Annotated in this window: 19 protein-coding genes and 1 tRNA gene; 8 read left to right on the forward strand and 12 right to left on the reverse strand. The window is 64.2% G+C overall.

All coding sequences use genetic code 11. From position 1 onward, the window contains the following. Window positions 1-200: 200 nt before the first annotated feature. The 8 genes from IP92_RS30700 to pepN form a co-directional block, all read right to left on the reverse strand. The gene (locus tag IP92_RS30700) at window positions 201-674 is read right to left on the reverse strand and encodes a type II secretion system protein (RefSeq protein WP_145874178.1); all 474 of its coding nucleotides are present in this window, start codon (window positions 672-674) and stop codon (window positions 201-203) included. Window positions 675-1,092: 418 nt separating this feature from the next. Continuing rightward, window positions 1,093-1,752 carry a zinc metalloprotease gene (locus tag IP92_RS08765; RefSeq protein ID WP_145874179.1) on the reverse strand — a complete coding sequence of 220 codons (660 nt, stop codon included), beginning with the start codon at window positions 1,750-1,752 and terminating at the stop codon, window positions 1,093-1,095. After that, window positions 1,749-2,432: a hypothetical protein gene (locus tag IP92_RS08770; protein ID WP_145874180.1), complete on the reverse strand. Its 684-nt coding sequence runs from the start codon at window positions 2,430-2,432 to the stop codon at window positions 1,749-1,751. Before IP92_RS08770 ends, IP92_RS08765 begins: the two co-directional genes overlap by 4 nt. Before the next feature lie 56 nt (window positions 2,433-2,488). Next, entirely contained in the window at window positions 2,489-3,148 is a 660-nt protein-coding gene (locus tag IP92_RS08775; protein WP_145874181.1) for a hypothetical protein, read from the reverse strand. A gap of 122 nt (window positions 3,149-3,270) precedes the next feature. Further along, window positions 3,271-4,545: an oligogalacturonate lyase family protein gene (locus IP92_RS08780; protein ID WP_145874182.1), complete on the reverse strand. Its 1,275-nt coding sequence runs from the start codon at window positions 4,543-4,545 to the stop codon at window positions 3,271-3,273. A 386-nt stretch (window positions 4,546-4,931) separates the two neighbouring features. Continuing rightward, window positions 4,932-5,007: transfer RNA gene (locus IP92_RS08785), tRNA-Thr, on the reverse strand. Window positions 5,008-5,134: 127 nt separating this feature from the next. After that, the gene (locus IP92_RS08790; RefSeq protein ID WP_145874183.1) at window positions 5,135-6,139 is read right to left on the reverse strand and encodes a class 1 fructose-bisphosphatase; all 1,005 of its coding nucleotides are present in this window, start codon (window positions 6,137-6,139) and stop codon (window positions 5,135-5,137) included. 162 nt (window positions 6,140-6,301) lie between these two features. Next, a complete protein-coding gene (pepN, locus tag IP92_RS08795; RefSeq protein ID WP_145874184.1) occupies window positions 6,302-8,950 on the reverse strand; it encodes an aminopeptidase N in 2,649 nt (882 codons plus the stop codon). Window positions 8,951-9,121: 171 nt separating this feature from the next. Here pepN and IP92_RS08800 point away from each other — a divergent pair, with 171 nt between their 5' ends. Continuing rightward, window positions 9,122-9,769: a DUF4136 domain-containing protein gene (locus IP92_RS08800; RefSeq protein WP_145874185.1), complete on the forward strand. Its 648-nt coding sequence runs from the start codon at window positions 9,122-9,124 to the stop codon at window positions 9,767-9,769. Between the two features lie 135 nt (window positions 9,770-9,904). On the opposite strand, the gene IP92_RS30635 is transcribed toward IP92_RS08800, so the two are convergent. The 4 genes from IP92_RS30635 to IP92_RS08815 are packed head-to-tail and all read right to left on the reverse strand — an operon-like array spanning window position 9,905 to window position 12,345. Further along, a complete protein-coding gene (locus IP92_RS30635) occupies window positions 9,905-10,036 on the reverse strand; it encodes a hypothetical protein (RefSeq protein WP_260070782.1) in 132 nt (43 codons plus the stop codon). Window position 10,037: 1 nt separating this feature from the next. Beyond that, entirely contained in the window at window positions 10,038-11,015 is a 978-nt protein-coding gene (locus IP92_RS08805) for a quinone oxidoreductase family protein (RefSeq protein WP_145874186.1), read from the reverse strand. 12 nt (window positions 11,016-11,027) lie between these two features. Continuing rightward, window positions 11,028-11,417 (reverse strand): methylglyoxal synthase, encoded by a 390-nt coding sequence (locus IP92_RS08810; RefSeq protein ID WP_145874187.1) that lies wholly within the window; start codon window positions 11,415-11,417, stop codon window positions 11,028-11,030. A 1-nt stretch (window position 11,418) separates the two neighbouring features. Beyond that, window positions 11,419-12,345: a DMT family transporter gene (locus IP92_RS08815; protein ID WP_145874188.1), complete on the reverse strand. Its 927-nt coding sequence runs from the start codon at window positions 12,343-12,345 to the stop codon at window positions 11,419-11,421. A 186-nt stretch (window positions 12,346-12,531) separates the two neighbouring features. Here IP92_RS08815 and IP92_RS08820 point away from each other — a divergent pair, with 186 nt between their 5' ends. The 7 genes from IP92_RS08820 to rlmH all read left to right on the forward strand — a co-directional run bounded on the left by IP92_RS08820 (window position 12,532) and on the right by rlmH (window position 18,539). Then, complete coding sequence (locus tag IP92_RS08820; protein ID WP_145874189.1) at window positions 12,532-13,353, forward strand: DUF4214 domain-containing protein; 822 nt, start codon at window positions 12,532-12,534, stop codon at window positions 13,351-13,353. Window positions 13,354-13,437: 84 nt separating this feature from the next. Next, the gene (locus IP92_RS08825; protein WP_145874190.1) at window positions 13,438-14,163 is read left to right on the forward strand and encodes a YebC/PmpR family DNA-binding transcriptional regulator; all 726 of its coding nucleotides are present in this window, start codon (window positions 13,438-13,440) and stop codon (window positions 14,161-14,163) included. Window positions 14,164-14,394: 231 nt separating this feature from the next. Continuing rightward, window positions 14,395-15,663 (forward strand): phosphoribosylamine--glycine ligase, encoded by a 1,269-nt coding sequence (gene purD, locus IP92_RS08830; RefSeq protein ID WP_145874191.1) that lies wholly within the window; start codon window positions 14,395-14,397, stop codon window positions 15,661-15,663. A 132-nt stretch (window positions 15,664-15,795) separates the two neighbouring features. Further along, window positions 15,796-16,704: an oxygen-dependent coproporphyrinogen oxidase gene (gene hemF, locus IP92_RS08835; RefSeq protein WP_145874192.1), complete on the forward strand. Its 909-nt coding sequence runs from the start codon at window positions 15,796-15,798 to the stop codon at window positions 16,702-16,704. Beyond that, window positions 16,701-17,354, forward strand: a complete 654-nt coding sequence (gene nadD, locus IP92_RS08840; protein ID WP_229418697.1) for a nicotinate-nucleotide adenylyltransferase — start codon at window positions 16,701-16,703, stop codon at window positions 17,352-17,354. The genes hemF and nadD overlap by 4 nt, the downstream gene beginning before the upstream one ends. Next, complete coding sequence (gene rsfS / locus IP92_RS08845) at window positions 17,355-18,062, forward strand: ribosome silencing factor (RefSeq protein ID WP_145874194.1); 708 nt, start codon at window positions 17,355-17,357, stop codon at window positions 18,060-18,062. Between the two features lie 6 nt (window positions 18,063-18,068). Next, window positions 18,069-18,539 (forward strand): 23S rRNA (pseudouridine(1915)-N(3))-methyltransferase RlmH, encoded by a 471-nt coding sequence (gene rlmH, locus IP92_RS08850; protein ID WP_145874195.1) that lies wholly within the window; start codon window positions 18,069-18,071, stop codon window positions 18,537-18,539. Window positions 18,540-18,554 lie beyond the last annotated feature (15 nt).

Raw genomic sequence — 18,554 nt, forward strand, 5'->3', positions numbered from 1 at the left:
TCCGAAAGCTGGGCTTTTATTGCGTCGAGCGGCAGGCGTCTTCGGCACAGGCCGTCGCCTGCTGCGCGTGCAACCAGCGGCCTGCGTCCCGATCAACAGCGGCTGGAGCCGTCGATCGAATTACCGAGTACGTCAAGAAAAAATGCCGGCCTGCTGTTGCGCCCAGGGCCGCTCAGGTCGGGGCGGTAAGGTCGGGCCGGTCAGCAGCCGGTATCCACAACCGCCACCGCTGCGGGCGTCAGGACGCCGGCGTTGGACACCGCTTCGGAATAAGTCGCCCTGCAGTTTGCCGCGTTCGGCGCCCCGTTTGGCGAGACGTGCAGGTCGCGGCCGTTGACGGTGATGGTCCAGTCATCGGAACTCAAGCCGGCCGCGGTGGCGGTGGTGGCAGCGGATGACGGATAGCCGTTGACCATCGCCACGGTGGTGCCGTCCATATCCACGTCCGCGGTCAACGAGCCGGCCACCAGGGCCTTGCCGTGTGCCGTCGCGCTGGTCGTCGCCAGCGCCCCGCTCGCCGCGCGGACGGTAGCCCTGCGCGCATCGCTGCCCAAGTCGGCAAACCGCGGCAGCGCGGTCGCGGCCAGGATGCCCAGGATGACGATGACGACAATCAGTTCGATCAGCGTGAAGCCGGACTGGGTGCGCGTGATGCGGGAGAGATGTGCGGTCATGGCGAAAGATGGACTGACAGGGTGATACGCTCGATTGTTTGGATACCGCGTCGCGGCAAGACCGGACATCATCTGCCCATCCTGGCACTAATTGGATGTTATTAATTTCAGTTGATTATACGCAATCATCTCCACCTGCCACCATATTTCTTCGATGAGGTGGACGCTTGGGACGATGGGTTGTTTCGTAGGCGCCACATCGAAAGACCCTGCGTGCGGGTGTTTGTAGGGGGCCACGAGAGGCCTTTCGCGATTCGAACGGGGACGTTTCGTCCGCCGCGACGATGCACCTCAACGGAATCGGGCGGCCATGCCGGCGGAACGGTAGGCGATGCGCCGCCATCGGGAGGCCATACGTTCGGGTGCCGTGTCCGATGGCGAGTGCGCACGACAGCCGGGTGGCCCCGGCCGCACGGATTCAACTGCAGGTACCTGGATCAGGTACCGGAGTGGAGCCGCCACCGAGCAGCGACTGAACCTTCGGTAAAACACAAGGCAGGTCGGGATTGCGATTGCCGCGGTTGTTCACACCGACAAAATAGTCGTACATGATGTTCGCTTTGCTGGAATGGTCGGCGCCGAGCGCATGCAACAGCTCGTGCATGAAAACCCATTTGATGGCCTCTCTGTACTCTTGCTGATTACCCGGATCCAGGCACAGGCCGCCACAGGCGCTCTGGTCCTTGTAGATGTTCAGTACGCCGGTCGCCAGCCAGTTGCCCGTCGTCCCGATGCCGGCATAATCGCCGAGGTTCTTCGGATGATTGCCCTGGACGTTGACGATGATCGAAACCGTGGCGTCATCCTCGGCTGGCATGAGGCGCAGCGTGATGCCGTCGATCTTCTGTGACAGCTCCGCGATGGCGGCCCGCATGCCCTCAACGAATTCCGGCGGCGCGGTGCGAGAAGGATCGAACACGATGTCGACGGTCGAATTGGGCCGGATACGGGGCTGGATATTCCTCTTGATGTCGTCGCATCCGGGCGTCAGCGCGGACACGGTCGCGCTGAGTGTGGCGATCCCAAGGGCCAGAGCCAGTACGGTCTTGCGGACCTTGAAGAAGTGGGCGCGGCTCATTTGCAGCCCTCCCGATCGACGGCATCGGCTACCTGTGCCTTTGCCTGCGCCAGCGCAGTGCCGGGGGCAAAGGGTGTCCAACCCGGCCCCGGATGAACAATCCCTTCGCTCACTTCGAGGAATGGCGGCGTGTCGTGGATAGTGCGCTGTTCGTCGTCCACCGTGCCGGCGATCAGCACGTACTGCTCTCCCTTGCGGTAGTGCGCCGCAGGGTTTTCAGCCCGGTAGCGTTCGCCGTTGTGCACGGCCTCGCCGCCATGCATCACCAGGAAGACCTTGCGGCCGTTCGTCTGGCTCCGTGCGCGCCAGTCGTCGAGGATGCGGAAGCGGTACTTGGTGAATATGCCGACATCGTCCTTGCCAACAAACGACTTCGCATCCTCCAGCTCGACGAGTCCAAACACGGCTGCGACGCATGCCATATGGGCCACGACCTGCCGCAACTGCTCCGGCTTGTCGAGCCCTGGACCTTCGGGCTGGCGCACGACGCGGTAGCTCTTCACACCGTCCAGCTCGGCTGGCTTCAGCTTTTGCAGTGCCAGCTTGCGCGACATGCCCTGTTGGGCTCGCAGCCTGTCCTTGTCGTCGACTTCGATCTGCTGCTTCTCATCGCTCGCCGCCGCAAGGGCGCCGGCACCGGGCAGTGCAAGCGCGCCCGCCAGCAGGGCGTTCCATATCATTGTTCGTGTCATGTTCGTTCCATGTCGGGAAGTGGAGTGAATTCGCCACATGCGCGTTACATGCATGGCGGGTCGACCGGGTCCGGCATTGGCGGCGGATCGACGGGCGGTGGGGTACCGGGTATCGGGCAGGACCAGATGTACTCGTTGCCTTCCTCCACCAGGTCGCAGTCGGGCTGTGGCGGCGGGCCCGGGTAGCGCGGGTCTTTGTCGCAGATGGCAATCGAGCTGGCGAACGTGGACATGCCTGCCACCGCCTGGTCGACCTCGCCCTGCAACACGAACGCGGATTTCCACACGGCCCGGCTGAAAGCGGCGCCCTGCTTGGAGAGGACGTCGCCGTTCAACGTCGAGCGCGGTGACTTCAACGCGATACGCGCACGGTTTTCCGGGGTGACGTCGAACGCGACTTCGGCTTCGTCGGCCGGCATTGCCGCCTGCTCGACCTTCGCGCACGCCACCGTCGTCCGGCTCTTCAGTGCAGCGCAGACATAGGTGTCGAATTTCGTCATCGCGAGCCAGCTCGTCCGTACAGACGAAACCAGCGGCCCGGCGACCACGCGCTCGACCTTACCCAGCGTTTTCGGCATCTTCACGCTCTGGCAACGCCCCCTGCGGTTGTCGCAGAGATTCACGTACTGCCCCTTGTCCCACTGAAGCGTTTCAAATCCATAGTTAGCGGCCACATAAGGCTGAGCAGGACTGCTTTCGTCCATTCGCCCCGCATGTGCCACATTCGCAACCACAAACAGGACGGCGCCGAGCACTGGCGCACAACCGTGTCTCCATATTTTTATCATTTCTACCCTCGGTAAGTTAATGAGAACATCCCTGATAATCACTCCATCATCAGAATTTTCCTCCTTTCCGCCTGCATTTCCCTGGCAAAAGTCGCGGTCGACCTCACCGCAATACCTTCCGGAATTTTTTTGTCGACCCGTACCGCAAAAACGGCCGGGATGCCGAACAAGTTCGAACGAAATACCGCCCATTGCCGATCCGGTGTGAGCCGGGCATTGGGCTCCAGCCGATAGTCGTGCGCGCTCAGGTCGACGAGTTTTTCCGTGAATATCTGCGTATCGCCGGCCCGGAGGCGGTACAGGAAGATGCCGGCACTGGATGCGGAACGCGCTACCTGATCCTTGTCTGCGCCGTCCCCTACGAACAGGGCTGGGTCGGTGGAAGCGTTGAAGTGGATCGACCATTGCTGGCGGGTCAACACTACTGCATCGCGGCTGCTCTCGGCGAGCCGAAAGGACGCGAGGTAGAACGACTCCGCTTTCGGGCGCTGCCAGTCGTAATGAATGGCGCGGCCATTCGCACTCCAGAACTCGTGACCAGCGATCTCCATCGGTGCCGTTCGATGGTGGACGAGCCGCCTGCCGCTGCCATCCGCCCGTATCGTCCAGATCCGATCTACCTGATGCCACGGCCCTTCGTGCGAGTACATCAGCATCTCCGGATCGGCCGGCGAGAACTGCGGATGGGAAAGCCAGTCGGTGGATTCGTGGATGACTCGCACCGCCCCGCTCTTCAGGTCCACAGTGAATAGCGCCATCGGGATCTTTGCGTTGACCCGCTCGTACAGCAGTTCGCCTTTGGTCGCGTTCGGCGATGGTGGCTTACGCTGCGGATCCGGTTCCTCGCGAATGCCCGCGGCAAGCGTTTCATCCGCGTTGATGCTCTCTATGCGGTAATGCCCGGGCAATCTGGCGTGGAGGACGACGGCCCCGCTGCGGGGATCGACCGATCGCAACGCGACCTCGCTGCCGCCCGGCGACTTGCTCAGGTAAAAGACCCGGCCCGTGACGCGGCCCACTTCGATGCAGTGCAACTCGTCGTTCCGGACAGGCACCAACAGGCTCGTCCTGAAGGTTTCAAGGCTGGCGAGGTGCAGACCGCGGCCGGAAACATAGACCATCGAGCCCCCGTCCGGTGTGAAAATATTCGCCGTGAAATAAGGCAGCGTCGCAAACGCCTCATTCGAAATCCGAATAACGTGCCGGCCTGTCTGGCTATCGATCCAGGAGTTATTTGCCGTAGCTCCCGCAGCTTGCAATTCAAAAGAGAAGAAAAAGAAGGCAAAAATAATCCGGCCCAGCCGATAGCACATGATTAAAACTCCATTCAAGTGAATAAAATAATATCCACAAAAGATGAGTAAAAAAACACACTCATCGATACAATCAATGCGCTGATTATTGCCGGCACAGGCGTTGCAAGCGCCCGGGTTTTACGGCAGGAGTGAATGCGATGCCTCGCGGAGCGCGGAAATACAGCAGGGTCGGGAAGAAGCGGAAAGCGGCGGTCGGCCGACGCCGGGCAGTACGGCCGCCCAAAGCAACCGAGGTCGCGAGGATGTCAGCATGATGATACCGACGATCAGTTCGATCAGATTGAGCCGGCCCGTGTGTGCGGGCTGCACAATGACGACGCGGGGGAAATCAATCAGCCAAAACAAAAAGGGCCACCCTGCTGGGTGGCCCTTCTCGCTACTACTGGTGCCGCTGACCGGAATCGAACTGGTGACCTTCGCATTACGAATGCGCTGCTCTACCGACTGAGCTACAGCGGCTAAACCTTGGCTTAACCTTCTCTTTTTCGCTACTGCTTCAACACAGCTGCGTCGAAAGAGGCCACATTATAGCAACCGTTTTTACGGTTGACTAGGGTCTCTTTCAAGAAATTTTTCAGGCCCGCGTTCAACCTTCGTGATGGTAGCCCGTGACGACCGCCACTTCGTCGCGCGAGCCCAGGAACACGGGCACGCGCTGGTGCAGCGAGGTCGGGACGATGTCCAGGATGCGCTGCTTGCCGTCGGTGGCCATGCCGCCCGCCTGTTCGACGATGAGGGCCATCGGGTTCGCCTCGTACATCAGGCGCAGCTTGCCCGGCTTGCTCGGGTCGCGCACGTCGGCCGGGTACATGAAGATGCCGCCGCGGTTCAGGATGCGGTGCACGTCGGCCACCATCGACGCGATCCAGCGCATGTTGAAGTCGGTGCCGCGCGTGCCCGTGCTGCCGGCCAGCAGTTCATCGATGTAGCGCTGCACGGGCGGGTGCCAGTGGCGCTGGTTCGACATGTTGATCGCGAACTCCTTGGTCTTCGCGGGGATCTGCATATTGCGCTGCGTGAGCACCCACGAACCCATCTCGCGGTCCAGCGTGAAGCAGTTCACGCCGTTGCCGGTGGTGAGCACCAGCATCGTCTGCGGGCCGTACACGGCGTAGCCGGCGGCGACCTGCTTCGTGCCCGGCTGCAGGAAGTCCTGCTCGGTTGGCGTGGCCATGCCTTCCGGCGCCTTCAGCACGGAGAAGATCGTGCCGATCGAGACGTTGACGTCGATGTTCGACGAGCCGTCCAGCGGGTCGAACACCAGCATGTATTCGCCCTTCGGATAGCGGTTCGGGATCAGGTGGATCGACTCCATCTCCTCGGACGCCATCGCGGCCAGGTGGCCGCCCCACTCGTTCGCTTCGAGCAGGATCTCGTTGCTGATCACGTCGAGCTTCTTCTGGACTTCGCCCTGCACGTTCTCCGTCTCGAGCGCGCCCAGCACGTCGCCGAGGGCGCCCTTGCCGACCGAATGGCTGATCGTCTTGCACGCGCGAGCGACCACCTCGATCAGGAGGCGCAGCTCGGCCGGAATCGTGTTGTGCTGGCGCTGCTCCTCGACGAGGTGTTGGGTGAGGCTGATACGTTTCATGGATTCCCTTACGTTTTGAATAGAATTCTTACGGTCGTCTCGGGCCTCGAGAAACCGTAATGAGCGACGTCAGACCTGGTTGAGGAACGGAGCCGTACTCGATGTACGGCGAGTACCGCAGACCAGCGGCTGGCGTTGCGCAATAGGTTTATCGAGGTCCCTTCAGTTGGCCAGCGCCTTCGATACGACTTCCATCACGTCGTTCGACAGCTTCGTTGCGCCGGCCACTTTCTCGAGCGCGCGGCGCATGTGCTCCTGCAGCGCGGGCGGGTAACGGCGCCAGCGGTCCATGCTGCGGGCGAAGCGGCTGGCGACCTGCGGGTTCAGCGCGTCGAGCTTGATCACGTGCTCGGCCCAGAACTCGTAGCCGCTGCCGTCGTGGGCATGGAACTGCGACGGGTTCGCGTTGGCGAACGAGAACAGCAGGCTGCGCGCGCGGTTCGGCGTCTTCAGCGTGAATGCCGGATGGCCCATCAGCTCGCGCACATGCGCCACGTCCGTCGTCGGTGCGCTGGCCTGCATCGCGAACCACTTGTCGACCACCAGCGCCTCGCCCTTGAACTGGTCGTAGAACGCCTGCAGCTGTTCGGATGCGTCGGCGCCGCTGTGGATCAGGGCCGTCAGCGCGGCCGCGCGGTCCGTCATGTTGGTGGCTTCCTCGAACTGGCGGCGCGCCATGTTGACGGCGTGGCCATCCTTCCCGGCCAGCAGGTACGCCAGCGCCAGGTTCTTCAGGCCACGCTTGCCGGCCGAGACGGCGTCCGGGCTGTAGGGGCCCGTGATCTGGTTCGCCGCGTAGGCATTCAGCAGCTCGGTGCGCAGCACGCTGGCGATCGTGCGGCGCATGAACTGGCGCGCCGTGTGGATCGCATGCGGGTCCACCACTTCCATCTGGTCGGCGATCACCGATTCGGACGGCAGGATCAGGGCCTGCTCGCGGAACGCGGCATCGAGCGTATCGTCCAGCAGCAGCGCGCGCTGCGCCGCGATGAATGTGTAGTCCAGCTCCAGCTCCTCGCCCCGCTGCGCGGCCGCCGTCAGCTTCAACAGGCGGCTCATCGCCAGCCGCTGGCCCGCTTCCCAGCGGTTGACGGGATCGCTGTCGTGGCGGAACAGGTGCAGCAGGTCCTCGTCCGAATAAGGGTACTCCAGGATCACCGGCGCCGAGAAGTCGCGCAGCAGCGACGGCACCGGCACGGCACCGATGCCGTCGAACGTGAAGGTCTGCTCCGCCTCCGTCAACTCCAGCACCACGGTCGTGTCGCCGGCCTGGTTCAGCGGCAGGTCGGCACCGAGCGGCCCAAGCAGGCCGACGGCGACGGGAATGTGGAACGGCTGCTTCTCCGGCTGGCCCGGCGTCGGCGGGCAGCGCTGCGCCAGCGTCAGCACGTAGCGCCGCGCGTCCGCATCGTATTCGCCCTTGGCCGTCAAGATGGGCGTGCCGGCCTGGCTGTACCAGCGCTCGAACTGCGTCAGGTCGCGGCCATTGGCCGATTCCATCGCGGCGCGGAAATCGTCGCACGTGACGGCCTGGCCGTCATGGCGCTGGAAGTACAGGTCCATCCCTTTGCGGAAGCCCTCGCGGCCCAGCAAGGTCTGGTACATGCGCACCACTTCGGCGCCCTTCTCGTACACGGTCACCGTGTAGAAGTTATTGATCTCGACGAACGAGTCGGGGCGCACCGGGTGCGCCATCGGGCCCGAGTCCTCGGGGAACTGAGCCTGGCGCAGCGTGCGCACCTGGTCGATGCGGGTGACCGCGCGGCCGCTCGCGGTGCCGATCATGTCGGCCGAGAATTCCTGGTCGCGGAATACGGTGAGGCCCTCCTTCAGCGACAGCTGGAACCAGTCGCGGCACGTGACGCGGTTGCCCGTCCAGTTGTGGAAGTACTCGTGGCCGACGACGGCTTCGATGCCGGCATAGTCGACGTCCGTGGCGGTGGCCGGATTGGCCAGCACGAACTTCGTGTTGAAGATGTTCAGGCCCTTGTTTTCCATCGCGCCCATGTTGAAGTCGCCGACGGCGACGATCATGAAGCGGTCCAGGTCCAGCTCCAGGCCCCAGCGTTCCTCGTCCCAGCGTATCGAGTTCTTCAGCGACTGCATCGCGTAATCGGTCTTGTCGAGATTGCCCTCTTCGACCCACACCTGCAGCAGCACGTCGCGGCCGTCGGCAAGCTTGAACTTCTCTTCCTGACACACCAGCTTCGCCGCGACCAGCGCGAACAGGTAGGAAGGCTTCTTGAACGGGTCTTCCCATTTCGCGTAATGGCGCCCGTCATCGAGGTCACCCTCTTCGACCAGGTTACCGTTCGACAGCAGCACCGGATACTTTTCCTTATCCGCGCGCAGCATCACCGTGTACTTCGCCATCACGTCCGGGCGGTCCGGGAAGTACGTGATGCGGCGGAAGCCTTCCGCCTCGCACTGCGTATAGAAGCTGCCGTTCGACACGTACAGGCCGGACAGGGTCGTGTTATTTTCCGGCACGCAGATCGTCTCGATCTCCAGCACCACGTTCAGCGGCGCCTTCTTGATGGTCAGCGTGTTCGTCCCCAATATGTACTGGCCGGGGTTCAGCGCCACGCCGTTCATGCGCAGGGCGACCAGCTCGATGTCTTCGCCGTGCAGCACCAGGTCGGCGCCGCCCTTGCCGGCACTCGGGCTGTCCGGGTTGTGGCGCAGCGTGATGCGGTTCGCCACGATGGTGCGCGCGGGGTCCAGGTCGAAGCCCAGCTCCACCGTTTCGACGAGGTAGCTGGGCGGGGTGTAATCCTTGCGGAAGATCGTCTGCGGGCTGTCGGTTCTCATGGGGCTGTTACCTTCAATGAGGACAAAAGGTTATTTTACCAACTTAGCTGCTCTGGAATGGCGATTCGTTTCAGTTGATCCAGCGGCCGTAACATTCTGTAATATTCGATCGGTGCGGAACCGCCGGACATACACTGGAGTGTGGGAAATGTTTTTTTCTGGGAGCAGATCATGAAATCCTTAGCCATCCTGGTCGCGGCAGGCACGCTGCTGCTGGGCGGGTGCGCAACGACCATCCGCAGCGACGTCACGGTGTTCCACCAGTGGCCGGCGGAACTGCAGGACAAGACGTATGTCTTCGACACGCCCGCACCGAGCGAGGACACGCTGGAATACCGCAGCTACCAGGGCCTGGTGGCGAACGAACTGGCCAAGCTGGGCTTTGCACAGGCCGGCGCGCCGGAGCAGGCCAAGCTGCGGGTCGACATGGCCTTCTCGACGATCGACCGGCCGACCCGCTATTACCAGGCCGTCGATCCGTTCTGGGCGGCGGGACCGTACTGGGGACCGTACTGGGGGCCGTACCGCGGCTTCTACCCGGGTCGCTACCGTTACCGCTACTGGGGCTTCCGGCCGTATTACGACCCGTGGATGTACGGCCCGACCGAGTACCGCGAAGTGATCCAGCATAACTACGAGCGCAAGCTGAACGTGTCGATCGCGGACCGGAGCGGCAAGAAGCTGTACGACGTGACGGTGCAGAACACGAGCCGCAAGCAGTCGACGCCGGCTGTGATGCCGCTGCTGGTGCAGAGCGCGTTCACGGGGTTCCCGGGCGAGAGCGGCAAGCACAAGCGGGTGGACCTGGAGCTGCAGTAGGGTGAGGCAGGGGTTTCGCGAAGCACCGCTTCGCGCCCGCCGAACGCCCCAGCCTTGCAAGGCTGTGGCCGGTGAAGAGCCTGCTGTCCCCCGGCAAAGCGGTGCTGGCCTGCAGGCCAGCACTCCTTCCCGACCCTACCCCAAATACCTCTCGCTGGCGTAGGTGATCACCCCGACCAGCGCCACAGCCAGCAGCAGCACGATCAGCAACCGTCCGAACTTCGGGCTGCCGTCATCGTCGTCATTGTTGTTGGAAGATGGCTGCATGTCAGTGCGGGATCAGGATCGAGGAACCCGTCGTGGTGCGGGCTTCGAGGTCGGCGTGGGCCTGCGCCACGTCCTGCAGGTGGTAGCGCTGGTTGATCGCGATCTTCACTTCGCCGCTGGCGACGACGCCGAACAGCGAGCGCGCCGTCGCTTCCAGGTCTTCCCGTTTCGCGGTGTAGTGCATCAGCGTGGGCCGCGTCAGGAACAGCGAGCCGCGCGACTGCAATTCGCTCGGCGCGAACGCCGGCACCGGGCCGGATGCGTTGCCGAAGCTGACCATCAGGCCCAGCGGTCGCAGGCAGTCCAGTGAACCGAAGAACGTGTCCTTGCCGATCGAATCGTAGACGACGGCGACACCCTCGCCGTTCGTCAGCTCCTTGACCCTTTCGGTGAAGTTCTCGCGCTTGTAGTTGATCACGTGCGTGGCACCGTGTTCGATCGCCAGCGCCGCCTTTTCCTCCGAACCGACGGTGCCGATCACGTTCACGCCCAGCACCCGGGCCCACTGGCAGGCAATCAGGCCGACGCCGCCGGCGGCCGCATGCCACAGCACCGTGTCGCCCGGCTTCAGGTGCGCGGTGCGGTGCAGCAGGTACTGCACCGTCATCCCCTGCAGCATCATCGCCGCGGCCGTGTCGAACGCGATATGGTCGGGCAGCACGACGAGCAGGTCGGCCGCCATGTTGCGCACCTGCGCATACGCGCCGTTCGGCCGGCCCGCATAGGCGACGCGGTCGCCGATCTTCACGTGCGTGACGCCCTCGCCCACCGCCTCGACGGTGCCCGCGCCCTCCATGCCGAGCCCATTGGGCAGCGGCTGCGGGTACAGGCCGGTGCGGAAATAGACGTCGATGAAGTTCACGCCGATCGCCTCGTGCCGCACGGTGACTTCGCCGGGTCCCGGCGCGCCGACGTCCACGTCCACGTATTCCATCACTTCCGGACCGCCGGTCCGGGTCATCCGAATCGCCTTGCTCATCGCTTGCTCCCTTTACGGTTGGGTGCCGGCCGCCTGCAGCTGCGACAGCACCAGGTGCGCGGTCGCCACGTTGGTGGCACACGCGACATCGTGCACGTCGCAGGCGCGCACGAGGGCGTTGATGTCCGGCTCGTGCGGCTGCGGCGTCATCGGGTCGCGCAGGAAGATCACCGCGTCGATCATGTCCTCGACCAGCAGTGCGCCGATCTGCAGGTCGCCGCCCAGCGGGCCGGAATGCTTGCGGTCCACCGTCAGCCCCAGTTCGGTGACGAGCCGCCCGCCCGTCGTGCCCGTCGCGGTCAGCTTGCAGCCGCGCAGGAAATCGGCGTACTGCCCGGCCAGGGCGATCATGTCGTCTTTCTTCTTGTCGTGGGCGATCAGGGCGATGCGGGGAGCAGTCATGTCATTTTCCAGTGGGTTTAGCGTTCGACAACAGGTAGATCCCGGCCAGCACGAGCGCCGTGCCGGCCAGCTGCCAGCTCGTCACCGGCTCGGCCAGGATGACGGCGCCGAGGAACAGCGTCGACACGGGGCCGATCATGCCGGCCTGCGACGCGACGCCGGCGCCGACGCGCTGCACGGCCGTCATCGTCATGAACACGGGGGCCACCGTGCACAGCAGGCCATTCATCAGCGACAGGCCGTACACGGGCAGCGGCTGCACCAGGCCGCTCACCGGCCGCAGCAGGAAATACTGCCCGATACACGCGGCGCTCGACACGCACATCGCATACGCGACGAGGCGCAGCGAGCCGATCCGCTTGACCATCTCGCCGGACAGCAGCAGGTAGGCGGCATAGGCCGCGGCCGAGCCCAGCACCAGCAGCGAACCAAGCGGCACATTCGGCCCGCCGCCCTGCAGGTCGTGCACGAACACGAGCACGATGCCGGCATATGACACGGCCAGCGCCAGCCATTGCAGGCGGCCGATGTGCTGGCGCAGCCACGTGGCCGAGATCAGCAGCACGAACGTCGGCGTCAGGAACAGGATCAGCCGCTCGAGGCCGACGGTGATGTATTGCAGGCCGAGGAAATCGAGGAAGCTGGACAGGTAATAGCCGACCAGGCCCAGCCCGATCAGGCGCCAGCGGTCGGCGGCGGACAGCGGCGCTTCCGTGCGCATCTTCCATAGCGCGACAGCGGCGAACACGGGCAGCGAGAAAATCATGCGGAACGCGATCAGCGTGACCGCGTCGATGTGGTACCGATACAGCAGCTTGGCGATGACGGCTTTGGTAGAAAACAACACCGCGCCGCCGATCGCGAGCATCAGGCCGCCCAGGTAACCCGCGCGCACATCGGCTGCCGGGCTCGTTATGCTTTTGTCCATCCGGACATTGTAAGGGGAAACGACGGCGGCCGCAGATGGCCCCTCGTTTCCACGGCATAAATCGAGCTGCTCGCACACAACTGTGGGCTACCGCACGATTGAAAGCGCAATCGACAACTCAGCCTTTTAGGCGTAGCCTCGCATTACAAAAATGTTATTAAACATTCGATAACGAGAGGACACATCATGGCAGATACTCCCTTGCTTCTCGGCGGCACTTCCGCCAACGACGTACTGACCGGCGGCACGGCGGACGACGTGCTGCTGGGCCAAGGCGGCGCGGACCGCCTCATCGGTGGAGACGGCAACGACAAGCTTAACAGTGGCGAATATGTCACAACCGGTGGGCCGGTGCTGGACGGCATCGGCGACTTGCTCGACGGCGGGAACGGCGACGACATGCTGGCCGGCGGATCCGGCAACGACACGCTGATCGGCGGCGCCGGCGACGACACGCTGTCGGGCGGCGGCGGGCTCGACACGGCCGTCTATGGCGTCAACCGCGACGTCTACACGGTTGCCAAGGGCAACGGCGCGATCGGTCTCACGGCGATCGGCGGTTCGGAAACCGACCTGCTGATAGGCGTCGAACGCATCCAATTTGCCGACACCGCGCTGGCGTTCGACATCGATGGCAATGCCGGCCAGGTGTACCGGTTGTACCAGGCCGTGTTCGACCGCCAGCCCGACTTGCCGGGCATCGGGCACTGGTTGAGCATACGTGAGGACCGTGGCTGGTCGATGCGCGACATCGCTTCCGCGTTCCTGCACAGCGACGAGTTCAATAGAATGTACGGCAATGCCGACGACGCCCAGTTCCTGACCGCGCTGTATCGCAATGCACTGCATCGGGAACCTGACCAACCAGGCCTGCAATCGTGGCTCACGGCGATTTCGCTTGGTCTGTCAAGGGAAGAAATCCTGCTGGGATTCTCGGAGAGCGCCGAGAATCAGGCGCAGGTCATCGGCAGCATCCAGAACGGCATCGAATACCATCCGGTCGGCTGAAACAGCCTGCCTTGGCGGCAATCGGCAGGGGGCGGTATGCTAGAATACCGCCCTCGATTGCATACCGTCTAAGGAAGACTGAACATGGCTGGACACAGCAAATGGGCCAATATCAAGCACAAAAAGGCTGCAACGGACGCGAAACGCGGTAAGATCTGGACGCGCCTGATCAAGGAGATCACGGTGGCCGCACGCATGGGCGGCGGCGATATCGCGACCAACCCCCGCCTGCGCCTGGCGGTCGACAAGGCGGCGGACGCCAACATGCCGAAGGATAACGTGCAACGCGCGATCACCCGCGGCACGGGCGGCGACGAAGGCACCAATTACGAAGAAGTCCGCTACGAAGGCTACGGCATCGGCGGCGCGGCGATCATCGTCGACTGCATGACCGACAACCGGGTACGCACCGTGGCCGAAGTGCGCCACGCGTTCAGCAAATACGGCGGCAACATGGGCACCGAGAATTCCGTGTCGTTCATGTTCAAGCACTGCGGCCAGTTCCTGTTCGCACCGGGCACCGACGAAGCGAAGCTGATGGACGCCGCGCTCGAAGCGGGCGCGGAAGACGTGATCGCCGACGAGGAAGGCGGGTTCGAAGTGCTGTGCGCACCGAACGACTTCGCGGCCGTCAAGGAAGCGCTGGAGAAGGCCGGCTTCAAGGCCGAGGTGGCCGAGATCATCATGAAGCCGGCGACCGAGACGGTGTTCACGGGCGAGGACGCGGCGAAGATGCAAAAGCTCCTCGACGTGCTCGAGAACCTGGACGACACCCAGGAGGTCTATACGAACGCGGTAATCGAAGAATAAGTACTGTGGAATAAGCACTGCGGAGTAAGCACTGCAGGCCGGCCTGTGCGCCGGCCAGTTGTATCGCGGCGCGCGAGCGCCGGCGAACCGACAGCGGCCCGCGGGCCGCTGCGCCGTTTCTGGTCCGAACCACGACAGCCCACCGGGCTCACCGTAATCCAGAGGCCTTTTCCGCATGCGCCTGAAACGCATCCGGAAGCAGCTTCCCCAAAACACCAACCGAAGATCCTTATGAAAATTCTGGTAGTCGGCTCCGGCGGCCGCGAGCACGCGCTGGCTTGGAAATTGGCGCAATCGGAACGGGTGCAGGTCGTCTACGTCGCCCCCGGCAACGGCGGCACGGCACGCGATCCGCGCCTCGTGAACCTGGCGATCACGGACCTGCACGCGCTGGCCGACTTCGCCACGAAGGAACACATCGCGGTGACCGTCGTCGGTCCCGAGACGCCGCTCGCCGGCGGCATCGTGAACCTGTTCCGCGCGCGCGGCCTGAAGGTCTTCGGCCCGACGAAGGAAGCGGCCCAGCTGGAATCGTCGAAGGACTTCGCGAAGGCGTTCATGAAGCGCCACGGCATTCCGACGGCCGAATACGAAACGTTCAGCGATGCGGCCGCCGCGCATGCCTACGTCGATGCGAAGGGTGCGCCGATCGTCATCAAGGCCGACGGCCTTGCCGCCGGCAAAGGCGTCGTCGTCGCGATGACCTTGGACGAGGCGCACCAGGCTGTTGACCACATGCTGTCCGATAACCGCTTCGGCGACGCCGGCGCCCGCATCGTCATCGAGGAATTCCTCGCCGGCGAGGAAGCATCGTTCATCGTCATGTGCGACGGCAAGAACGTGCTGCCGCTGGCGACGAGCCAGGACCACAAGCGCCTGCTGGACAACGACCAGGGCCCGAACACGGGCGGCATGGGCGCCTACTCGCCCGCGCCGATCGTGACGCCGGCGATGCATGCGCGCGTGATGCGCGAGATCATCAACCCGACGATCCAGGGCATGGCCAAGGACGGCATCCCGTTCTCCGGCTTCCTGTACGCGGGCCTGATGATCGACGCGGCCGGCAATCCGAAGACGCTGGAATTCAACTGCCGCATGGGCGACCCGGAAACCCAGCCGATCATGGCGCGCCTGAAGACGGATCTCGTCGGCGTGATGGAACACGCGGTCAACGGCACGCTGGACGCGGTGGGCCTGGAGTGGGACCGCCGCACCGCCGTCGGCGTCGTGCTCGCCGCGGCCGGCTATCCGGACAATCCGGCCAAGGGCGCCGTCATCGACGGCATCCCGGCCGACACGCCGGAATCGGTCACGTTCCACGCCGGCACGGCCGAAGTGGACGGCAACCTCGTCACCTCCGGCGGACGCGTGCTGTGCGTCGTCGGCCTGGGCGACTCGGTCAAGATGGCGCAGAAGCAGGCCTACGAGACGGTCGAGAAGATCCACTTCGACGGCATGCAGTACCGTCGCGACATCGGCTGGCGGGGGCTGAAACACTAAGCCGCCGCGAAGGTACCGTTCGCCAAGCGTTCACCCCAAAAGGCAGAGGCCAGGGTCAGACCCGCCGGGTCTGACCCTAGAAGTTGCCTTTTGGGGTCAAGCCAGCCATCCAACGGATCAACCAGAAAACCCATGACCACCCCCAACCCCACCGCCGTCAAGGCCTACCTGATCGACCTGCAGCAACGCATCGTCTCCGCCCTCGAAGAGGCCGACGGCAAGCCTTTCCTGCGCGACGCGTGGCAACGCCCGGAAGGCGGCGGCGGCATCTCGCGCCTGATCGAGGAAGGCAATGTGCTGGAACGGGGCGGCTGTAATTTCTCGCACGTGACGGGCGCGCAATTGCCTCCTTCCGCGGCAGCGCACCGCCCGGGCATCGGCGGGCGCGCGTGGGAAGCGATGGGCGTCTCGCTGGTGCTCCATCCGCGCAACCCGTATGCGCCGACGGTGCACATGAATGTGCGCTTCTTCTCGACGACCACGGAAGACGGCACGCCGGTGTGGTGGTTCGGCGGCGGCATGGACCTGACGCCCTACTACGGCAACGTGGAGGACGTGCGGCACTTCCACCGCAGCTGCCGCGCGATGCTGGCGCCGTTCGGAGACGAACTGCATCCGCGCTTCAAGAAGTGGTGCGACGAGTACTTCTACCTGAAGCACCGCAAGGAAGCGCGCGGCGTCGGCGGCATCTTCTTCGACGACTTCAACGAGCTGGGCTTCGACGCCAGCTACGCGATGATGCAAAGCGTGGGCGACGGCTTCATCGGCGCCTACCTGCCGATCCTGCAGGCCCGCAAGGACACGCCGTACGGCGAGCGCGAACGGGACTTCCAGGCTTACCGGCGCGGCCGCTACGTGGAATTCAACCTCGTGTTCGACCGCGGCACGCTGTTCGGCCTGCAGTCGGGCGGGCGCACGGAAGCGATCCTGATGTCCATGCCGCCCATCGTCAAATGGCGCTACGACTGGCGGCCCGCGGACGGCTCGGCGGAAAGCCGGCTGTACACGGACTTCCTGCCGCACCGCGACTGGCTGGCGTGACCGCCTGCGTCCTGCTGCTGGGCGGCAGCTTCGATCCCGTGCACAACGGCCACCTGGCGTTGGGCCGCGCGTTCGTGCAGCTGCTCGGCGCGGCCGAGCTACGCGTGATCCCGGCCGTGCCTTGGCAGAAAAGCGCGCTGGTGGCGACAGCGCAGCAGCGCGCGGACATGGCGGCGCTGGCGTTCGCGGACGAGCCGTACCGCGTCGTCGTCGACCGCCAGGAAATCGACCGGGGCCGCCCCACCTATACGGTCGAGACGCTGCGCGCCTTGCGCACGCAGCTGGGTGCAACCGTGCCGCTGTGCTTCCTGATGGGGGCGGACCAGCTGCAGCGGCTGGACACGTGGCATGCGTGGCGCGACCTGTTCACGCTGGCCCATCTGTGCGTGGCGACGCGGCCGGGCTTCACGCTGGATGGACCCGACGTACCGCGGGCCGTGGCCGCCGAGTTCACGGCCAGGCTGGCGGCACCGCAACGGCTGTGCGGCCAGCCGGCGGGATTGACGTGCATCGCGCCGGACCTGGCGGTGGACGTGTCGTCCACGGCGATCCGCACGGCGCTGGAAAACGGCATTGACGCCGGCTCGCTGATTCCGGCGCCGGTGCTAGACTATATCGAACAACATAAACTTTATAAGAAGTACAACTGAATGGATATCAAAAAACTGCAAGCCCTCGTCGTGGACGCCCTGGAGGACGTGAAGGGCCAGGACATCGTCCTGTTCGACACCACCGGTCTCACGAGCCTGTTCGACCGCATCTGCATCGCTTCCGGCACATCGAACCGCCAGACCCGCGCGCTGGCCGCATCGGTGCGTGACAAGGTCAAGGAAGCCGGCGGCGACGTCGTCGGCATCGAAGGCGAAGACACCGGCGAATGGGTGCTGGTGGACCTGGGCGACATGATCGTCCACATCATGCAGCAGCCGATCCGCGCCTACTACCGCCTGGAAGAGATCTGGGGCGAGAAGCCCGTGAAACTGGGCGCCGCGAAGCGCAAGTCCACGGCCGAAGCCAAGGCGATCGACGACAAGGAAGCCGCACCGAAGAAGAAGGCCGGCCACCTCGCCGCAACGAAGGCCGCCAAGGCAGCCGAGCCGGTCATCGAGAAGAAGGCACCGGCACGGAAGCCTGGCACGGTGAAGGCCGCCGCCGCCGCGGGTGCCGTCGCGAAGAAGGCCGCCGCGAAGAAGGTCGCGCCGGCAGTCGCAGCACCGGAAGGCAAGAAGGTGAAGGTCGCCGCGTCGAAGACCGCCGTGGCATCGGCGAAGGCCGCCAAGGAAGCGAAGGCGAAGGAGCCGAAGGCCCCGGCCAAGACCGTCATCAAGCGGATCAAGAAACCGGCCGCCGAAGAGTAATCCCGCATGCAGCTGATCATCGCTGCGGTCGGGCACAAGATGCCCGCGTGGATCGAAACGGGCTTCGCGGAATACGTGAAGCGAATGCCGCCGGAACTGCGCATCGTGCTCAAGGAGATCAAGCCCGTCGAGCGTTCCGGCAGCAAGACCGCCGCGACAGCGATGGCGCTGGAGCGCGAGCGCATCGAGGCGGCGCTGCCGAAGTCGGTGCGCATCATCGCGCTGGACGAACGGGGCAAGGACCTGACGAGCGTCGGCCTGTCGCAGCAGCTCGAGCTGTGGCAACAGGACGGCCGCGACACGGCCTTCCTGATCGGCGGCGCCGATGGCCTCGATCCAGGGTTGAAGGCAAAGGCGGAAGGACTGATCCGCATCTCCAGCATGACGCTGCCGCACGGGATCGTGCGGGTGATGCTGGCCGAGCAGCTCTACCGCGCGTGGACAATCACACAAAATCACCCTTATCATCGGGTTTAGTTGTTAAACCCCACA

Source organism: Pseudoduganella flava, assembly GCF_007830495.1.
Lineage (GTDB): Bacteria > Pseudomonadota > Gammaproteobacteria > Burkholderiales > Burkholderiaceae_D > Rugamonas > Rugamonas flava.